The sequence below is a fragment of the Shouchella lonarensis genome (assembly GCF_900096965.1).
Classification (GTDB): Bacteria; Bacillota; Bacilli; order Bacillales; family Bacillaceae_D; genus Shouchella; species Shouchella lonarensis.
Genome location: NZ_FMYM01000004.1, coordinates 1 through 16,920 on the forward strand (window position 1 = coordinate 1; position 16,920 = coordinate 16,920).

The 16,920-nt window shown below is 44.3% G+C and carries 20 protein-coding genes; 4 read left to right on the top strand and 16 right to left on the bottom strand.

The genetic code is table 11. From position 1 onward, the window contains the following. Positions 1-259 precede the first annotated feature (259 nt). A complete protein-coding gene (locus BLT29_RS04505) occupies positions 260-613 on the bottom strand; it encodes a HesB/IscA family protein (protein WP_090775140.1) in 354 nt (117 codons plus the stop codon). A gap of 197 nt (positions 614-810) precedes the next feature. On the opposite strand from BLT29_RS04505, the gene mqnE reads away from it, so the two are divergent. Further along, a complete protein-coding gene (gene mqnE / locus BLT29_RS04510; RefSeq protein ID WP_090775141.1) occupies positions 811-1,908 on the top strand; it encodes an aminofutalosine synthase MqnE in 1,098 nt (365 codons plus the stop codon). 34 nt (positions 1,909-1,942) lie between these two features. On the opposite strand, the gene dapF is transcribed toward mqnE, so the two are convergent. The 3 genes from dapF to BLT29_RS04525 are packed head-to-tail and all read right to left on the bottom strand — an operon-like array spanning position 1,943 to position 3,299. Next, positions 1,943-2,791, bottom strand: a complete 849-nt coding sequence (dapF, locus tag BLT29_RS04515; RefSeq protein WP_090775142.1) for a diaminopimelate epimerase — start codon at positions 2,789-2,791, stop codon at positions 1,943-1,945. Between the two features lie 7 nt (positions 2,792-2,798). Next, entirely contained in the window at positions 2,799-3,038 is a 240-nt protein-coding gene (locus BLT29_RS04520; RefSeq protein WP_090775143.1) for a hypothetical protein, read from the bottom strand. Between the two features lie 24 nt (positions 3,039-3,062). Next, the gene (locus BLT29_RS04525) at positions 3,063-3,299 is read right to left on the bottom strand and encodes a YuzB family protein (protein WP_090775144.1); all 237 of its coding nucleotides are present in this window, start codon (positions 3,297-3,299) and stop codon (positions 3,063-3,065) included. A gap of 278 nt (positions 3,300-3,577) precedes the next feature. Between BLT29_RS04525 and BLT29_RS04530 the strand changes: the two genes are divergently transcribed. Then, positions 3,578-4,645 carry an NAD(P)/FAD-dependent oxidoreductase gene (locus BLT29_RS04530; RefSeq protein ID WP_090775145.1) on the top strand — a complete coding sequence of 356 codons (1,068 nt, stop codon included), beginning with the start codon at positions 3,578-3,580 and terminating at the stop codon, positions 4,643-4,645. 6 nt (positions 4,646-4,651) lie between these two features. Here the strand turns inward: BLT29_RS04530 and BLT29_RS04535 are convergent, their stop codons facing one another. Then, positions 4,652-4,960, bottom strand: coding sequence for a DUF1462 family protein (locus BLT29_RS04535; RefSeq protein WP_090775146.1), 309 nt, complete (start codon positions 4,958-4,960; stop codon positions 4,652-4,654). A gap of 137 nt (positions 4,961-5,097) precedes the next feature. Between BLT29_RS04535 and BLT29_RS04540 the strand changes: the two genes are divergently transcribed. After that, complete coding sequence (locus tag BLT29_RS04540) at positions 5,098-5,337, top strand: NifU family protein (protein WP_090775147.1); 240 nt, start codon at positions 5,098-5,100, stop codon at positions 5,335-5,337. 54 nt (positions 5,338-5,391) lie between these two features. On the opposite strand, the gene BLT29_RS04545 is transcribed toward BLT29_RS04540, so the two are convergent. After that, entirely contained in the window at positions 5,392-5,964 is a 573-nt protein-coding gene (locus BLT29_RS04545) for a DUF2238 domain-containing protein (protein WP_141769847.1), read from the bottom strand. A gap of 57 nt (positions 5,965-6,021) precedes the next feature. Continuing rightward, positions 6,022-7,062: a spore coat putative kinase YutH gene (gene yutH, locus BLT29_RS04550; protein ID WP_176763804.1), complete on the bottom strand. Its 1,041-nt coding sequence runs from the start codon at positions 7,060-7,062 to the stop codon at positions 6,022-6,024. A gap of 112 nt (positions 7,063-7,174) precedes the next feature. On the opposite strand from yutH, the gene BLT29_RS04555 reads away from it, so the two are divergent. Continuing rightward, positions 7,175-7,663: a phosphatidylglycerophosphatase A family protein gene (locus BLT29_RS04555; RefSeq protein ID WP_090775150.1), complete on the top strand. Its 489-nt coding sequence runs from the start codon at positions 7,175-7,177 to the stop codon at positions 7,661-7,663. Positions 7,664-7,754: 91 nt separating this feature from the next. Here BLT29_RS04555 and BLT29_RS04560 read toward each other — a convergent pair whose 3' ends face one another. From BLT29_RS04560 to BLT29_RS04595, 9 genes are all read right to left on the bottom strand, one after another. After that, positions 7,755-8,891, bottom strand: a complete 1,137-nt coding sequence (locus BLT29_RS04560) for a dicarboxylate/amino acid:cation symporter (RefSeq protein ID WP_090775151.1) — start codon at positions 8,889-8,891, stop codon at positions 7,755-7,757. 52 nt (positions 8,892-8,943) lie between these two features. Continuing rightward, a complete protein-coding gene (locus BLT29_RS13285) occupies positions 8,944-9,102 on the bottom strand; it encodes a hypothetical protein (RefSeq protein ID WP_176763805.1) in 159 nt (52 codons plus the stop codon). A gap of 127 nt (positions 9,103-9,229) precedes the next feature. Beyond that, a complete protein-coding gene (gene sufB / locus BLT29_RS04565) occupies positions 9,230-10,627 on the bottom strand; it encodes a Fe-S cluster assembly protein SufB (RefSeq protein ID WP_090775152.1) in 1,398 nt (465 codons plus the stop codon). A 49-nt stretch (positions 10,628-10,676) separates the two neighbouring features. Then, positions 10,677-11,111, bottom strand: coding sequence for a Fe-S cluster assembly sulfur transfer protein SufU (gene sufU, locus BLT29_RS04570; protein ID WP_090775153.1), 435 nt, complete (start codon positions 11,109-11,111; stop codon positions 10,677-10,679). Continuing rightward, positions 11,098-12,321 (bottom strand): cysteine desulfurase, encoded by a 1,224-nt coding sequence (locus BLT29_RS04575; RefSeq protein ID WP_090775154.1) that lies wholly within the window; start codon positions 12,319-12,321, stop codon positions 11,098-11,100. Before BLT29_RS04575 ends, sufU begins: the two co-directional genes overlap by 14 nt. Beyond that, positions 12,318-13,628: a Fe-S cluster assembly protein SufD gene (sufD, locus tag BLT29_RS04580; RefSeq protein ID WP_090775155.1), complete on the bottom strand. Its 1,311-nt coding sequence runs from the start codon at positions 13,626-13,628 to the stop codon at positions 12,318-12,320. The genes BLT29_RS04575 and sufD overlap by 4 nt, the downstream gene beginning before the upstream one ends. A 38-nt stretch (positions 13,629-13,666) precedes the next feature. Then, positions 13,667-14,446 (bottom strand): Fe-S cluster assembly ATPase SufC, encoded by a 780-nt coding sequence (gene sufC / locus BLT29_RS04585; RefSeq protein WP_090775156.1) that lies wholly within the window; start codon positions 14,444-14,446, stop codon positions 13,667-13,669. Between the two features lie 204 nt (positions 14,447-14,650). Continuing rightward, on the bottom strand, positions 14,651-15,973 hold the full coding sequence (locus BLT29_RS04590) for a CitMHS family transporter (RefSeq protein ID WP_090775157.1): 1,323 nt from the start codon (positions 15,971-15,973) through the stop codon (positions 14,651-14,653). Between the two features lie 133 nt (positions 15,974-16,106). Then, positions 16,107-16,667 carry a GNAT family N-acetyltransferase gene (locus tag BLT29_RS04595; protein ID WP_090775158.1) on the bottom strand — a complete coding sequence of 187 codons (561 nt, stop codon included), beginning with the start codon at positions 16,665-16,667 and terminating at the stop codon, positions 16,107-16,109. Positions 16,668-16,920 lie beyond the last annotated feature (253 nt).

Below are 16,920 nucleotides of genomic sequence, written 5' to 3' on the forward strand. Positions count from 1 at the left end.
TTTAACAGAGTGGGCGATTTTTTTGTGTTTTTTTGTTTGAAAAACAGAAAAAGCTGTCCTAAAGGTCATTTTTTACGACCTTTTGGGACAGCCCCTTGTTTATTAGCCGTTTTTTTTACAACATATGTGACCGTTGTTCACTTTGATTCAAGAGCTGTTTTTAGCGCTCGTATTTCCTCTAGTATCACACCTGTCTGCCCGTCTGTCTCACTAAAAACACCTTGCCCACAACTGGACAAGGTGCTCCAAAATCCCTTCCTCAACACTCTTCCGGCGTTCCCTCGTTCGTCGCCGTCCGAAAAGATGAGCCACAACCGCAATTGGCAATCGCATTCGGGTTATCAATTGTAAACCCGCCGCCCATCATGTTTTGCTTATAGTCAATAACAAGGCCATTCACAATCGGTGTACTTTCTTTATCGACCAAGACGCCAAGCCCATCTATTTCCATATACGTATCTTCTTCGTTACGCGTCTCATCAAAACCCATGCTATATGAAAGTCCGGAACAGCCCCCGCCTTTCACGCCGATACGGAGCATCAATTGTTCATTTCCTTCGTCTTCCTTCATCGCTTGAATATGCCCAAGCGCACTTTCTGTAATGGTAATCATTCTTTACACCTCCATCAATTCATTCTCCTTCCAGTATAAACGACTTTCGTCCAGTCACTCAAGCTTTGCGATCGACAAGGATAAAGGAAGTGTTTTAGACAATTCTCTTCTTTTCGCCACAATTTTGTAGTATAATGGATCGGGAGTATTGTCATATAGACAGATGGAATCTTGGAGGAGGAAGGGGACTGCCGAATATGAGTGTACTACTGGCAGATACAGCACTAACAGACATTAAAGACAAAGTTCTCGCCGGTGAGCGTCTGACGATTGCCGACGGTTTAACCTTATATGAAACACCGGATTTACTTGGTGTGGCTCAACTCGCCAACATTGTAAATGAACGTAAAAATGGACAAAACGTCTATTTTATTGAAAACTTATATATCAATCCAACCAATGTATGCGAAGCAAATTGTAGTTTCTGTGGCTTTAAACGCAAGCCTGGTGAAGAAGGCGCCTACACGATGGATGAGGAAGCGTTATTAAAATATATCTCTGATCGTTGGAATGATAACATCCGCGAATTCCACATTGTGGGCGGACACAATCATGAAGTTGGCTTTGATTACTACGTTAATACCGTTAAAATATTGAAAAAGCATTATCCGCATGTCACCGTCAAAGCTTACACCGGTGCTGAAATTGAATTCTTTTCGCGCTTAGCAGGCATTTCAATGAAAGAAGTCATCCAAACGCTCATGGATGCTGGCTTGTCTACATTGACTGGGGGCGGGGCAGAAATTTTAACAGAACGTTATCGGGCAATCATGAGTCCCGACAAAGCGTCAACAGATCAGTGGCTTGAAGCACATGAAACAGCGCACAACCTCGGCTTACGGACGCATTCGACGATGCTATATGGTTCAGTTGAAACAAAAGAAGAGCGACTCATTCATATGGCGCGCGTGCGCGAACTACAAGACCGCACGAATGGTTTTATGGTGTTTATCCCACTCGCGATGCAACCGAAAAATGTGAAAGCTGGCCTCAACCGTCGCACATCGGCTTACGATGACATGCGTACGATTGCCATTGCCCGCTTAATGCTTGATAACTTTGATCACATTAAAGCGTACTGGATTAACATTGGTGTACAACTGACACAAATGGCGCTCACATTCGGTTCAAGTGACATTCATGGCACATTGATTGAAGAACGCATCTCGCACTCGGTCGGGGCACTGACGTCAATGGGGATCACCCGCAAAGAATTGATTCATATGATCAAGAGTGCCGGGAAAATTCCCGTTGAGCGCGACACGTTCTATAACGTTATTAAGAAATATGAGTAAATAAAAAAACACCGCCTGAGCGGTGTTTTTGTAGTTACATATGCGCTTCTCCTGTACAAATATACGCTGCTGGCCCTTGCATATGAACGGTCCCGTCGACCGCCCATGTAATTGTGAGATCTCCACCTGGTAAATGTACGCATACCGGTTCTCCCTGCTTTGTATGACCGTTCAACACACCAGCGACAACGGCCGCACACGCGCCGGTCCCACATGCTTCCGTCATACCCGAACCCCGCTCCCAGACACGGAAACGATATTCAGTTGACGATAACACCTCGACAAACTCGACATTGACCCCGTCTGGAAAGCGTTCATCCGTAGATAGTGCCTTGCCAAACGTTGCGACAGGGGCCGGCTCGACGTCTGGCACGAATAACACTGCGTGTGGATTGCCCATCGAGACAGCGGTGATCCATGCTGTTTCTCCACCAACAGAGATCTCCTCATTCACTACGGATTCCTTTCCCTCTCCAAGCATAGGAATTGCATTGCGCGCGAGCACCGGCGTCCCCATATTGACTGTCACTGTTTCCACAATACGAGTCTCATTGATATGAACAGTGACTGAAACAATTCCACCAAGTGTCTCTATACAAAACTTTTCCGCTGACACGAGGCCATGTTCAAAACTATACTTTGCCACGCAGCGCAAACCATTGCCACAGTTTTTCGCTTCTGATCCATCAAGATTAAAAATGCGCATCCGCACGTCCGCCCGCTCAGATGGACCTATTAAAATGAGGCCATCACTACCGATGCCGGTATTCCGGTTTGACAAGTTGATCGCGAGTGTACGAAGCGATTCCTCTTCTAACACTTCTTCAAACAAATTAACATAAATATAGCTGTTACCGAGCCCATGCATTTTTGTAAACTTCATCTTTTCCTCACTTCCGTAACGGCTCATCTGCCCAAAAGTAATCATCGTCTGCTTCTAAAATCGGGAAAATGGCATGACAACATGGCATGACCCATTCCACTTTCTTTTGTTCCTTCATTCTCTCTAGTTGACGCGAACCAATTTGCGTCAGTACCTGCTCTTGCCCACAATAGGGACAAGCAGACACGTAAATGTCTTTTCCAGATACTTCATAAGGCCATGTATGGCTGAATGGTAAGACGGTCACCACCCATCGCTCCCTCCGCTTCCCTTAAAATAACGGGTTCTCTTCAATATGTTGATAAATATTTTTGACAAGTTCTTCTGGCGTCTCACCTGACACATAATCACCATTTACAAGTGCAAAATAATCACACGCACATGTACCACAATGATTTAGACAACCATACTCAATAATATCAAGATTTGGGTCACGTTCTAGCACTTCCATTGCGTCATGGGCTCCGCTAGCCAAATTACTGACACAAAACTCTATAATTGGTCTCATCTTTCTTTCACCTCAAAAATTATGCTACGCTGTCTGTCGTCTAAAGTCAATCTTTGTCGTCCTCCCCAATCACCAAGCAAATGTTTCCGTAACAAAACGTTCGAAAATGGTTGTGGAACGGTTATGAAATCGGTATAATCAAAACTGACTAGGGTAATTCCCTTTATCAGAAAGCGCTCTTATAAAAACATGCGATTTTCCTATACATTTACACATGCTATTGACATCACTTTTCCTCATCACCTTAAGGGCAATTTTACATAAAAGGAGACTTTTTCATGAAAAAACTCGTCGTTCTCGGTGCTGGCTACGGAGGCATGCGCATTTTACAACGCCTGCTGCCCAATGACCTGCCTAAGGATTGGGAAATTATTTTAATCGATCAATTACCTTATCACTGCTTAAAAACCGAATACTATGCGCTCGCCGCCGGAACCGCTACAGATCAACATTTACGTGTGCCTCTCCCAAAAGACGACCGTCTCACTGTGAAATATGCAACGGTCACAAATATTTCTCTTGCTGATCACATCGTAACGGTTGAAAAGGGGGAACAAATCTCGTTCGACAAACTCGTTATAGGGCTTGGCTGCACGGATAATTTCCATGGCGTTCAAGGTGCTGATCTTTATGCTCATAGCATTCAAACGATGGGTGCGACCCGTAAAACGTATGAATTACTAAGTAACGTCCGACCAGAAGGGACGGTTTCCATCGTTGGTGGCGGACTAAGTGGGGTAGAATTGGCGAGCGAACTGCGCGAAAGCCGCCCTGATTTAACGATTCGTCTTTTTGATCGTGGTGAATCGATTTTGTCTGTGTTTCCTAAAAAACTAAGTGAATATGTACAAAGTTGGTTTATTGAACACGGCGTCGATGTGAAAAACAATGCCAACATTACAAAAGTCGAACCAGGTGCCATTTATAATCACAATGAACGCATTGAAACCGATGCCGTCATTTGGACAGCTGGCGTACAACCAGTTGAGATCGTTCGTGCCCTCGATGTAGAAAAAGATCGATCTGGCCGTGTCATCTTAACCCCACAGCATTTCATACCGGGTCATCCTGATGTCTTTGTTGTCGGCGACTGTGCAAGCTTACCTTATGCCCCAAGCGCACAGCTTGCTGAAGGACAAGCAGAACAAATCGTCACCATTTTAAAGCTTCAATGGAAGGACGACACATTACCGGAAAAGATGCCACAAATTAAACTAAAAGGCGTACTCGGTTCACTTGGCAAAAAGCACGGATTTGGTATGATGGGCGATCGTCCACTCACAGGGCGTGTCCCACGCTTATTAAAAAGTGGCGTGCTTTGGATGTACAAATATCATTCTGGTTGATCCATCTCACAGCGAAAGGGCCGCTATTTTTTCCGTAATCACTTTCAAACTTGGGTTCCCTTCCGCAACTACGTCGCCATTTAACACAACGAGTGGATATATATACTCATCGTTTAAAATCTTCATTGCCCACATCTGATCTTCATCCGTGCTAGGACTGTCAATATCAACATAGCGGAAAACAAGCGGTAGTTCAGGAAACTTTCTCCAGAGGGCCGCCTCTAACCACGTCTTTGTCTCTTGCGATGACGGCATCTGTACACAGCCAGGACAAGGGCGATTGGCACCGTAAACCGTCACAGAGATTCTCTTCATATGGCTCACACCTTTCCTCCACTTAGCGTACACGACCTAAGTGAGTAAGTGCAACTATTACGCTTACAAGTCTTCTGCATGGATTTTTTTGCGCTGGGCGATTATAATGGAAGGAGATAAGAAAGGAGAGATGTCCAATGACCACCGGTGCAGATGTCATCGAACAAGTCCAAGAAGTCCTTGATAAACTTCGTCCATTTTTGCTTCGTGATGGCGGAGACGTAGAACTTGTAGATGTAGAGGACGGCATTGTAAAAGTACGACTGCTTGGCGCATGCGGATCTTGTCCGAGCTCAACGATCACACTAAAAGCAGGTATTGAACGGGCACTACTTGAAGAAGTTCCGGGCATTATTGAGATCGAACAAGTTTTTTAAACACATATATTTAAAGCGCGCTTCTGCTCTGAGAAAGCGCGCTTTTTCTCATCTTTACCGCTCGCACCGTAGTTTTACCCACACCCAGACAGCAATGATCAAGCTACCAAACATATTAAAAATTAAATCCACCATTGTATCAAAGTTATCGTCTTGCAATGTCATGTCAAACCATTCATCGCAAACAAATTCAAAAACTTCCCAAATGACTGCACCAAGAGCACCAAAAGAGAGTACAAACAAACATACAAAGAAAGGTGCTATGCTCACGCCACCCGAACGGTGCGTAAAGTATTTGTACAGATAGAAAGCCACAATAGGCAATAAAACCCCACTCATGAAGTGAAGCCATTTATCCCACCAACCGATCAAGTCGTACCATTCCATAATGGGTCCGAGATATTGTGAACCAAACACGAATGCAAGATAAAAAATCACTAGCCATAAAGGGAGATAAAACCTCGCTAGCCATCCAAGTAATGGTGGCATTAATCCGCTGATGACCCCAGATAAAGCGATGAGCACTTTGTCACCACTGCCATCCATGGCATAATAAATTGCTACAATGCCCATCAGTACCATATATAGTCCGCATACAACCCACATTTTAATCATCTTTGTTTTCATCATAACCCCCCAACAACATACTCTCCTCACTATGCACGTAAACAAGCAAATATACACCTATCTCCTAGGTAACCAGTCTAACTTCGGCAACGTACTTCTCTGCTTCACACGTGCCTCCTCAGCCAATTCTGCAAGTAGCTGTTCATTTCCCTTTTCTGTGTCCAACAATACTTTGAAATCCTCGGCAATGCCTCCCCGCTCTTCCGGTACTTGCGCACGATAATAATCCTCAATAATCTCAAAATAATGTAACGGAAATAATAAGCGCGCGTAGAGCAAATGCCATGTGAAGGGTGTCAATGGTTGCTGTTCTTCATACCCATTCAAAAAAGTAAATATTGGTGCAACTGTATACGATTGTGGATCGTCTTTCCTTGTACTACGAATCCACTCTGCCAAATCTCGTGCTGGATGGTCAAATAAAAAAGATGTTGGCGGTTTAATGACATCTCCACGTTCAGACATATACAACCATGTCCGATCGTTAAAACGATAATGACTAATTGTACCAGCATCTAAAGGAGATCTATATAAATCTAACTGCGCATCCACAGCAAATTGAATGGCATTTTCAGCAAGCCCCATGAAATAAGGATACGTATATAAAAATAATTCATCAATCTCCGTTTGTGGTCCTCTTGAAAATACAGTAACATACCATTCTTCTAGTTGTTCTAAGCGCTTCTCCCATAACGCTGGCCAATCGTTCACTGCAAGGTCTTGAAAGTGACTTGCTCCTTGTTGTCCACGCAAATGCCAGCCACGCAACTCACGTCCTAGATCAGCCACTGATTGGATCTTTGTGCCACGCCATCCACCCCCGTCAACATTTGGCAATGGAAACAAATACACATCTTGACCATCCACAAGTGCAGACAATTGTTCTGTTCGTGTTGGATGTAACGTTAACACAGACGGATCGCCTGCTTGATACATATACGTTGAAAATCTGACCATATCACTTTCTTCACAAATACACTCTTCCTTAGGCATGAGCAAGTACGGCTGATCATTTGCCGTGAAACCTTCATAATCACCTACGTAAAAACGGTCTTCACAGTACAATTTATAGAAGTCATAAACATTACGTTCTAGCAATGATTGTCCCTCCCCGCACAAACCTGTTATGATTAGTGTATGATGACCCATTCGCATAAAATGTATGTTTCTACCGTAGACTAAAAGAAAAATGCACTTGAGGAGGAAATTCATGACTTACGATGCAGTTGAACAAAAAGCACGGACTTGGCTAGATGAACGTGGCGTCAAGCTTGAAGACATCGCAGAACTCGTTTATTTTTTACAAAAAAAGTATCACCCAAACTTGACAATGGACATGTGTTTAGAAAATGTTGACCGCGTTTTGGCAAAGCGTGAAGTACAAAACGCTATCCTCACAGGTATTCAACTAGATGTTTTAACAGAGAAAGGCGTATTAGAAAAACCATTGCAACAGATGCTTGAACAAGATGAAGGGCTATACGGTGTGGATGAAATTATTGCTTTTGCAATTGTAAATGTGTATGGTTCTATTGGTTTTACAAACTATGGATACATTGATAAAGAAAAACCTGGTATCTTGAAACAGTTAAATAGCAAGTCTTCTGGTCAGTGTCATACTTTTCTTGATGACATTGTAGGAGCCATTGCCGCGGCTGCCTCTAGTAGGCTCGCGCACCGAAAAGCAAACGTGGAATAAGTCGGCTATAGACCGATGAACTTACCATATAAAAACGCCTCACAAAGTCTATAAAAACTTCGTGAGGCGTTTTACACATCGTCTCTCTGCCTTACTTATTCACCTTATCCACAATCATTGTGATGGCGCCATCCCCAGTTACATTTGTTGCTGTTCCAAAACTATCTTGCGCCATATAGAGTGCCATCATCAACCCAATTGCCGCCTCGGAGAAACCGAGCATTGACGTTAATACACCGAGCGCCGCCACAATCGCACCACCCGGGACACCAGGAGCTGCAATCATCACAACACCTAACATGACAATGACTGAAAGCATTGCGCCAAACGATGGCACAGAGAGATCACTTAGCACCGTCATGACAGCCATCGATGTAATGACAATTGTAATCATACTACCTGAAAGATGAATGGTCGCACATAGCGGCACTGCGAAATCTGCCACTTCCTCTTTCACACGGTTCTTCTTCACTTGATTCAGTGTTACTGGGATTGTTGCCGCGCTACTCATCGTCCCAACTCCAGTGAAATATGCAGGCAACATCGTCTTCAACGTACGTAACGGTGATTGACCTGCAATGAAACCAGCGGTTGTAAATTGCACACACAACCACAACCAATGTGTTGCCACGACGACAAGCAATACGAGCCCGAAAATCGACAACGTTTCATACACTTTCCCTGCCGCAGTCAATTCGGCAAAAATACCCGCAATATATATAGGTAAAAATGGAATTAATATTTTCATGATGCAACGTTCAATGATCTCTTTCCCTTCATCAAAAAAGGATTTCATCGTCGCACTTTTCGTTTTCGCTATGCCAATACCAAACAAAAATGCCATAGCCACTGCTGTAATAACACCCATAAGAGGCAGGATTTCTATTTCAATAAATGGCTGAAACGTAGCTCCCTCTGTAATAGCGGTCGATTCCGTTGCGACCATCGGCATGATGAATTTTGCAACGAAAAACGCCAGCGTCCCCGCCAGTAAAGTCGACACATATGCTGTCCCTACTGTTACTCCAACCATTTTCCCTTGCGACTTACCTAAACTTGCTACACCTGAAGTAATGAAAAATAAAATAATAAATGGTATGACAAAACCAAGAAATTGACCGAATAGTAACTTGACCGTTACTGCCAGTCTCGTCAAGAAATCTACACCTAATAGCCCAATCCCAACTCCGACTAACATACCTATGAAAAGCTTCACGATCAATTTCATTATTGTCACTCTCCTTTACAGCGTGTGTGTATATGATAACGCTGCGATCATTTTAGTTCATATTATCACGTTTTCCGACTTTTATCGATGTTTTTTTTGCTCCTTCTTTTGCTGAGGCAATCTCTTGTCTCATATCTTCCTCAATCGCACTGTGCTGTCTTATTTTTTTTTTCAATTGTAATTGCTTCATTTTTAGTCTCGTTTTTCTCATTATTATAATCTCCTTCCAACAGCAATATGATAACGCTATCAAAAAACGCTTTAATGAATGAATGATCATTCATTAAAGGTTACAGGGAAGCAGCGCCAAGATTACTTGACACCGCTTCTATCCCCCTTTAACCAATTGAGCCTTCCATTTCAAATTTAATGAGGCGGTTCATTTCCACTGCGTACTCCATTGGCAATTCTTTTGTGAATGGCTCGATGAAGCCCATGACGATCATTTCTGTTGCTTCTTCTTCGGATAAGCCACGGCTCATCAAGTAAAACAGTTGATCTTCTGATACTTTTGATACCGTTGCTTCGTGCTCAAGCGTAATGTTGTTGTTTAAAATCTCGTTGTACGGAATCGTATCCGACGTTGACTCGTTATCCATAATGAGTGTGTCACACTCAATTTTTGACTTCGAACCATCTGACTTCCGACCAAAGTGGCAAATCCCGCGATAAGTTACTTTTCCACCTTGTTTTGAGATTGATTTTGAAATAATCGTTGACGAACAGTTTGGCGCCAAATGCGATACTTTTGCGCCTGCATCTTGGTGCTGCCCTTTACCGGCAATCGCAATCGAAAGGACTGTCCCACGTGCGCCTTCGCCTTTCATAATAACCGCTGGATATTTCATCGTCAGTTTCGAACCGATGTTGCCATCGACCCATTCCATTGTCGCGCCTTTTTCAGCAACCGCACGCTTTGTGACCAGGTTGAAGACGTTTGGTGCCCAGTTTTGGATGGTTGTATAACGACAATATGCGTCATCCTTGACAATGATCTCAACGACCGCACTATGAAGAGAATTCGTCGTATATACAGGTGCTGTACAACCCTCAACATAATGGACCGAGCTGCCTTTATCAGCAATGATGAGTGTTCGCTCAAACTGCCCCATATTCTCAGAGTTAATTCGGAAGTACGCTTGCAGCGGTGTATCGACTTTCACACCTTCAGGTACATAGATGAACGAACCGCCTGACCATACTGCCGAGTTTAACGCAGAAAACTTATTGTCTGATGGCGGGATGACCGTCGCAAAGTGTTCCTTGAAAATCGCTTCGTCTTCTTTCAGCGCTGTATCCGTATCTTTAAACACAACCCCAAGGTCTTCTAAATCCTCTTTCATGTTGTGGTAGACAACTTCAGACTCATATTGCGCTGACACACCAGCAAGATATTTTTGCTCAGCTTCTGGAATTCCAAGCTTATCAAACGTATTCTTGATTTCCTCTGGGACCTCATCCCAAGAACGCTCGGACTTCTCAGAGGCTTTTACGTAGTACGTAATGTCATCAAAATTTAGCTCTGAAAGATCGCCACCCCATTGTGGCATCGGCATTTTATAAAATTGTTCAAGTGATTTCAAACGGAAATCGAGCATCCACTGCGGTTCATCTTTCATGCGCGAGATTTCTTCGACAATCTCTTTTGTCAACCCGCGTGCTGAACGGAAAATAGACACGTCGCGATCCGAAAACCCGTATTTGTATTCCCCGATCTCTGGCATTTTCTTCGCCATAGGAATCCCTCCTTTTATTTTCGTTCATTTATATCTGCAAACACATACCTTATCCTTTGTATAACCCTTGTTCTAATGCTTTCCACGCAAGCGTCGCACACTTAATGCGTGCCGGAAACTTCGTCACACCCGACAACGCTTCGATGTCGCCTAAATCCAGACCACCCGCATCGCCCGCTTTACCTTGCATCATGTCGGAGAAGAAAGCTGAGAGCTTCAGTGCGTCTTCAACCGTCAAGCCTTTCACTGCTTGGGTCATCATCGACGCCGATGCCATGCTAATCGAACAACCTTCTCCTGTAAATACCGCTTTCGTCACTTTCCCATCTTCCACATTCATCTGGACTTGGACGCGATCACCACAAGTCGGATTATTTAAGTTGACACACAATGTATCGCCTGAAAGCTCCCCGCGGTTTCGCGGATTTTTGTAATGGTCCATAATGACTTGACGGTAAAGTGTATCTAAATCATAAGAGGACATCGCTAAAATACTCCTTTACCTTAATGAGTCCTTGGGCTAAAGCATCGACATCTTCTTTCGTGTTATATACGTAGAAACTTGCCCTTGCTGTCGCGGTCACTTCTAACCACTTCATCAATGGTTGGGCACAATGATGCCCTGCCCGGACCGCAATCCCTTCTGCATCCAGGACCGTCGCAACATCATGCGGATGAATATCACCAAGTTGGAATGTGATCACACCGGCGCGTGAGTCAGGACCAAAAATCGTCAGTCCTTCCATCTCCCCGAGCCGCTCAAACGCATAATCGACAAGCATGTGCTCATGTTGTTCGATTGCCTCTAACCCAAGTTCATGGAGGAAGTCAATGGCCGCACCCATTCCAATCGCGCCAGCAATGATCGGCGTGCCACCTTCTAATTTCCACGGTAACTCTTTCCATGTTGAGTCATACAGGTCAACGAAGTCAATCATTTCGCCGCCATATTCAACCGGATCCATTTGCTCAAGTAATGCCCTTTTGCCGTACAAAGCGCCAATCCCTGTCGGTCCCCCAAGTTTGTGCCCAGAAAACGCGAAGAAATCACAATCTAGCGCTTGCACATCGACCGTCATATGCGGTGCACTTTGCGCGCCATCAACGACCATGACCGCGCCATGTTTATGAGCAATCGCTGCGATCTCAGCAATCGGATTAACCGTGCCTAAAACATTTGATACATGCATGACCGCAACAATTTTTGTCTTCTCATTCACCGTATCCTCCACATCACGAAGCGCGATGGTACCGTCCGCTTGTAGAGGGAGATATTTCAGCACTGCCCCCGTCCGCTTTGCAAGTTGCTGCCACGGGATAATGTTGGAATGATGCTCCATTAAGGAAATCACAATTTCATCGCCTGCCTGCACATGCATATCACCATATCCACGGGCAACCATATTTAACGCCGTCGTTGTCCCGCGTGTGAAAATGATCTCCGCTGCCTCACCGGCATTGAGGAACGCACGCACTTTTTCACGTGCCCCCTCGTATTCATCCGTCGCCCGGGTACCGAGCGTATGCACACCGCGGTGTACATTTGAATTGTAACGGCGATAATAATCCTCAATTTTTTCAATGACCGGTAACGGCTTTTGTGCTGTGGCCGCACTGTCTAAATAAACAAGCGGATGCCCGTTGACTTGTTGATCAAGAATTGGAAACAGTTTCTTGACCTCATATGCATTCATCGTTTTGCTTTCCTTTCAATCACGGATCGCATTTGCTTTTGTACCGCTTCAACTGGCAGTTGTGAGACGACCGGCTCTAAGAAACCACGAATGACAAGCCGCTCTGCTTCTTTGCGCGAAAGTCCACGACTCATTAAATAAAACATTTGTAGTGGATCAATCCGCCCAACAGACGCTGCATGTCCAGCGGTGACATCATCTTCGTCAATCAACAGAATCGGGTTCGCATCTCCGCGCGCCCGCTCACCGAGCATTAAAATGCGCTCTGTTTGTTCACCATGAGATTTTGTCGCTGCTTTTTCAATTTTAGAGATCCCATTAAAGATCCCCAGCGCGCGGCCTGTCATGACCCCATGTTTTAAAATATAACCTTCAGATCGTTTCCCGTAATGTTTAATCAACGTTGTGAAGTTTTGCTTTTGATTGCCTGTCCCAACGGAGACCATCTTTGTATCTGCAAAAGAATTGTCGCCTACAAGATACGTAATATTTTCTGAAACAGTATCGCCATCGTTCATTTGTCCAAGCGCCCAATCGACACGTCCGTCTCGTCCAACGTGAGCACGACGGACGATATAAGACGTCGTTTGCTCCGCTAATGTATCAACCGCTCCGAAAGAGACGCGGGCCCCATCGCCAACGTATACTTCCGCGACAACGTTTGCGACCGCCGCTTCTGCACCGTATGCGGCATAGTTTTCTACATAAGTGACGTTACTACCTGTTTCTGCAACAATTAAGACGTGGTTAAACAACCCCGCATTTTCTTGGGAAACAGCGTAAACCGCTTGTAGTGGCAATTCAACTTGGACCCCTTTTGGCACGTAAATAAAGACGCCGCCATTCATCAACGCTGCATGTTGTGCCAGCAGGCGATTCTCGTCTACTGATACCGCTTCGGTAAACAAATACTTCTTCACTAAATCACCGTGTTCACGCACTGCGGTTGCAAAGTCGGTGAAAATCACACCTTTTTCTTTCAAAGCCGCTGCTTGTGTCTCATACACCGTTGCACTATTTTCTTGCACAAGCACATTATTACCTGTTGCTTCTTGATCAACATATTCAAGAATGTCTTGCGATAAATCAGCTATGCGCGCTACTTTTGTCGCTATCGCACGTGTTTGTGTAAACGTCGTAAAGTCCCAGTTATGGATCTTTGTCTTATCTGGTGTCGGAAGTGCGAGGCTTTCCATCTTTTTAAACGCACTCAAGCGCAAATCCGTCAGCCATTTCGGTTCGTTCAGCGCTTTTGACTGCGCAGCAATTTCGCTTGAATCAACCTTCGTATTCGTCTCAACTGACATACATACCATCCTTTGCGTATTTAATCCTTCGTGCGCTCTTATACGTTGACGCGCTCGTCTTCAATGCCTAACTCTTCTTTAATCCAGTCATATCCTTCTGCTTCGAGACGACGCGCAAGATCTGCGCCACCTGATTTTACAATCCGACCTTGCATCATCACATGTACATAGTCTGGTGTAATGTAATCAAGTAACCGTTGATAGTGGGTAATAATTAAGCAACCAAAATCGTCACTGCGCATTTGGTTGACACCTTCAGAGACAACTTTCAATGCGTCAATGTCAAGACCCGAGTCAATCTCATCTAAAATGGCAATCTTCGGCTCAAGCATCAACAGTTGCAAAATTTCATTCCGCTTCTTCTCTCCACCAGAGAAGCCTTCATTTAAGTATCGTTGTGAGAATGATTGATCCATATCAAGGACACCCATCTTCTCGTCCATTTTGCGAATAAACTTCATTAATGATAGCTCGTCGCCTTCTTCGCGATTGGCATTGATTGCTGAACGCATGAAATCGGCATTCGTAATCCCGCTAATTTCGCTTGGATATTGCATTGCAAGAAACAGCCCAGCGCGCGCACGCTCGTCTACTTCCATTTCTAGCACATCTTCGCCGTCCATCGTCACAGAACCACTTGTAATTTCATATTTTGGGTGCCCCATAATCGCCGATGCCAGCGTGGACTTCCCGGTTCCGTTCGGTCCCATAATCGCATGGATTTCGCCACCTTTAATTTCAAGGTTAAAATCCTTTAAAATTTCCTTATCGTCAATCGCAACATGCAAGTTCTCGATCTTTAAGTTTGGTACAGACATGTTATTTCCCTCCATCAATATGAATAGGTCACTCACACACGCGTGAGCCACCTTTTGCGTTCTCAAGACACGCTTTCTTAGCGAATAGATCACCCTTTTTGCCGATCGTGACTTAAAGTAATGATTATCAATCTATTCTCATTCTAATCTTATAACAAATCAAAGGACACTTCAAGGACAGTGCCTATAAAAATCAAATTCCTTTTATAGGGAGACAATCCCAAGTAATAATGCCACACCGAGTAACACAAGACTAAATCCCCACACCCAAAAGAATGAATAACGAATATGTTTGCCCATTTCTGCCCCTGCTAACCCGAGCGCCAGCCATAGTGCCGGGGAAAATGGACTAATAAATGTCCCAATAATATTACCGATAATCATCGCGTACGCACTTGATACACCGTCGACGCCAACACTTGTGACGATTTGATCAACGACGGGTAACAATGCGAAGTAATAGGCATCTGTATTTAAGACGAGTTCAAACGGCACCCCAAACACACCAATGACGATGTGTAAATAAGGCAAAAGAAACCCAGGTAGTACGGCCACCATATCACGTGCCAATGCATCAAGCATCCCACTGCCGCCTAAAATACCTAAAAACGATCCCGCAGCTAAAATAATTGCCGCCATCAACAAGGCATTTGGTGCATGCGCTTTAATCCGCGCCATTTGTGCATCGACATTCGGATAATTGACTACGAGCGCAATCGATAACGCCATCATAAACACAAATCCAGCTGGCACAATACCCCAAACAAGCATCCCAACGAGTGCTAATGTGAGAAGTACATTGAACCACAATAACCGCGGACGTACGAGCAACGCCTTTTCTTCTTGCTGTTGTTCTTCAAATGACAAATCTACTGTGGCGCTCATCTGTGATTGTTCTACACCCAATCGTTTTGCAATCCGTCTCTTTTCTCGTAAGCCAAGTAACACAGCTAAGCCAATCAATAGCAATAACCCAATCACTTGCAACGGGATGAGCGGTCGCCACAACTCAGACGGATCCATCTCTAATACTGCTGCTGTTCTCCCAAGTGGCCCGGCCCATGGCAACATATTCAAGATACTCGCGCTTGTCCCAACAAGTAACAACAATAAATACGGACTCATGTGCAGCCGCTGATAAAGAGGTAATAATGCTGGAATCGTAATTAAAAACGTAGATGCACCCGATCCGTCTAAATGGGCAATCGTTGCTACCAATACGGTCGCCACGGCAACCGCGACAACATTTCCCCGCGACAGCGCAATCATTTTATTGATTAGCGGGTCAAACATGCCGGCATCTTGCATCACACCGAAAAATAAAATTGCAAAAATAAACATGATCACAACCGGGATCACTTTTCCAACCCCGTCACTAAAGAAATCACCGATCTCAACCAAACCGAAACCTGCCACAAGCGCACTTATGACTGGTATCATGACAAGGGCAATAATAGGTGAAACTTTTCCACGTAGTAGTAAAATAACGATCGTAATAATCGTAAATAAGCCGATTAAACTAAGCATCTATGTTTCCTCCTAACCCGATGTAAAGCGCTTACACAAATGGAAATATAATGATACTATAACATAAATGGCCGCGGCGGACACAAAAAATGCTCCCGATAACGAGGCACACACATACTTGTCTCGTCGGCGCTCACTCTCTTAACCAGTTGTCATGCCACCTCCCCATGATCACGGTATGATAATATTTACCATCAGACAAGCACTTATCGTTTTTTAATACGCCTTCCATTTCGAATCCTAATTGTTTGTACAATTGAATCGCGCGATCGTTTGTTTCTAAGACATTCAGTGCCATCTTTTTAATATGGTTCTGATCTGCCCACGTGATTGATTGTTTCAATAAATTTTTCCCAATCCCATACCCCCAAAAATCTTTTAAGACACATACACCAAACGTTACTTTATGAGCGAGTCTCGTTAAATCATTTCCTTCACATCTTGAAAAGCCAACAATTCTCTCATCTACGACTGCTACTAAAAATAAATGGCAGTTGTGGTCACGATCCGTTTGAATGATTTGTGCAAATGCTTGTTCATCTAGCACGCCTTCTCCCGGCGCTCGGTCTAACATTTCTGTCTCACTATCAATTTGTACTCTTAATACCGACAATGCTTGTGCATCCTCTCTCCTTGCACACCTCACCGTATAAGATACCTCCCGTACCTCAAACTGCTGTTCATTAATAACCATTTTTTCGCCTCTCTTTCCTAAGTAGCTCCTTGACGAGCCTCACTCACCGCATGTATACTATAGTTACACAATGCATATCATAACAAAGACCATGGGTGCATAGACACACCCACGGTCAAAGAGTAGGCAGCCGCTTTAAAAGTGGTCGCCCTGCAAGCGGATTCGCTAACCCACCGGCTTGAGCGGGAAACTCTGAGGTGGGTTAGTCGTTTTTCATAAACAACTTGATCGCTTCCAAAATGAAGTACGCTAC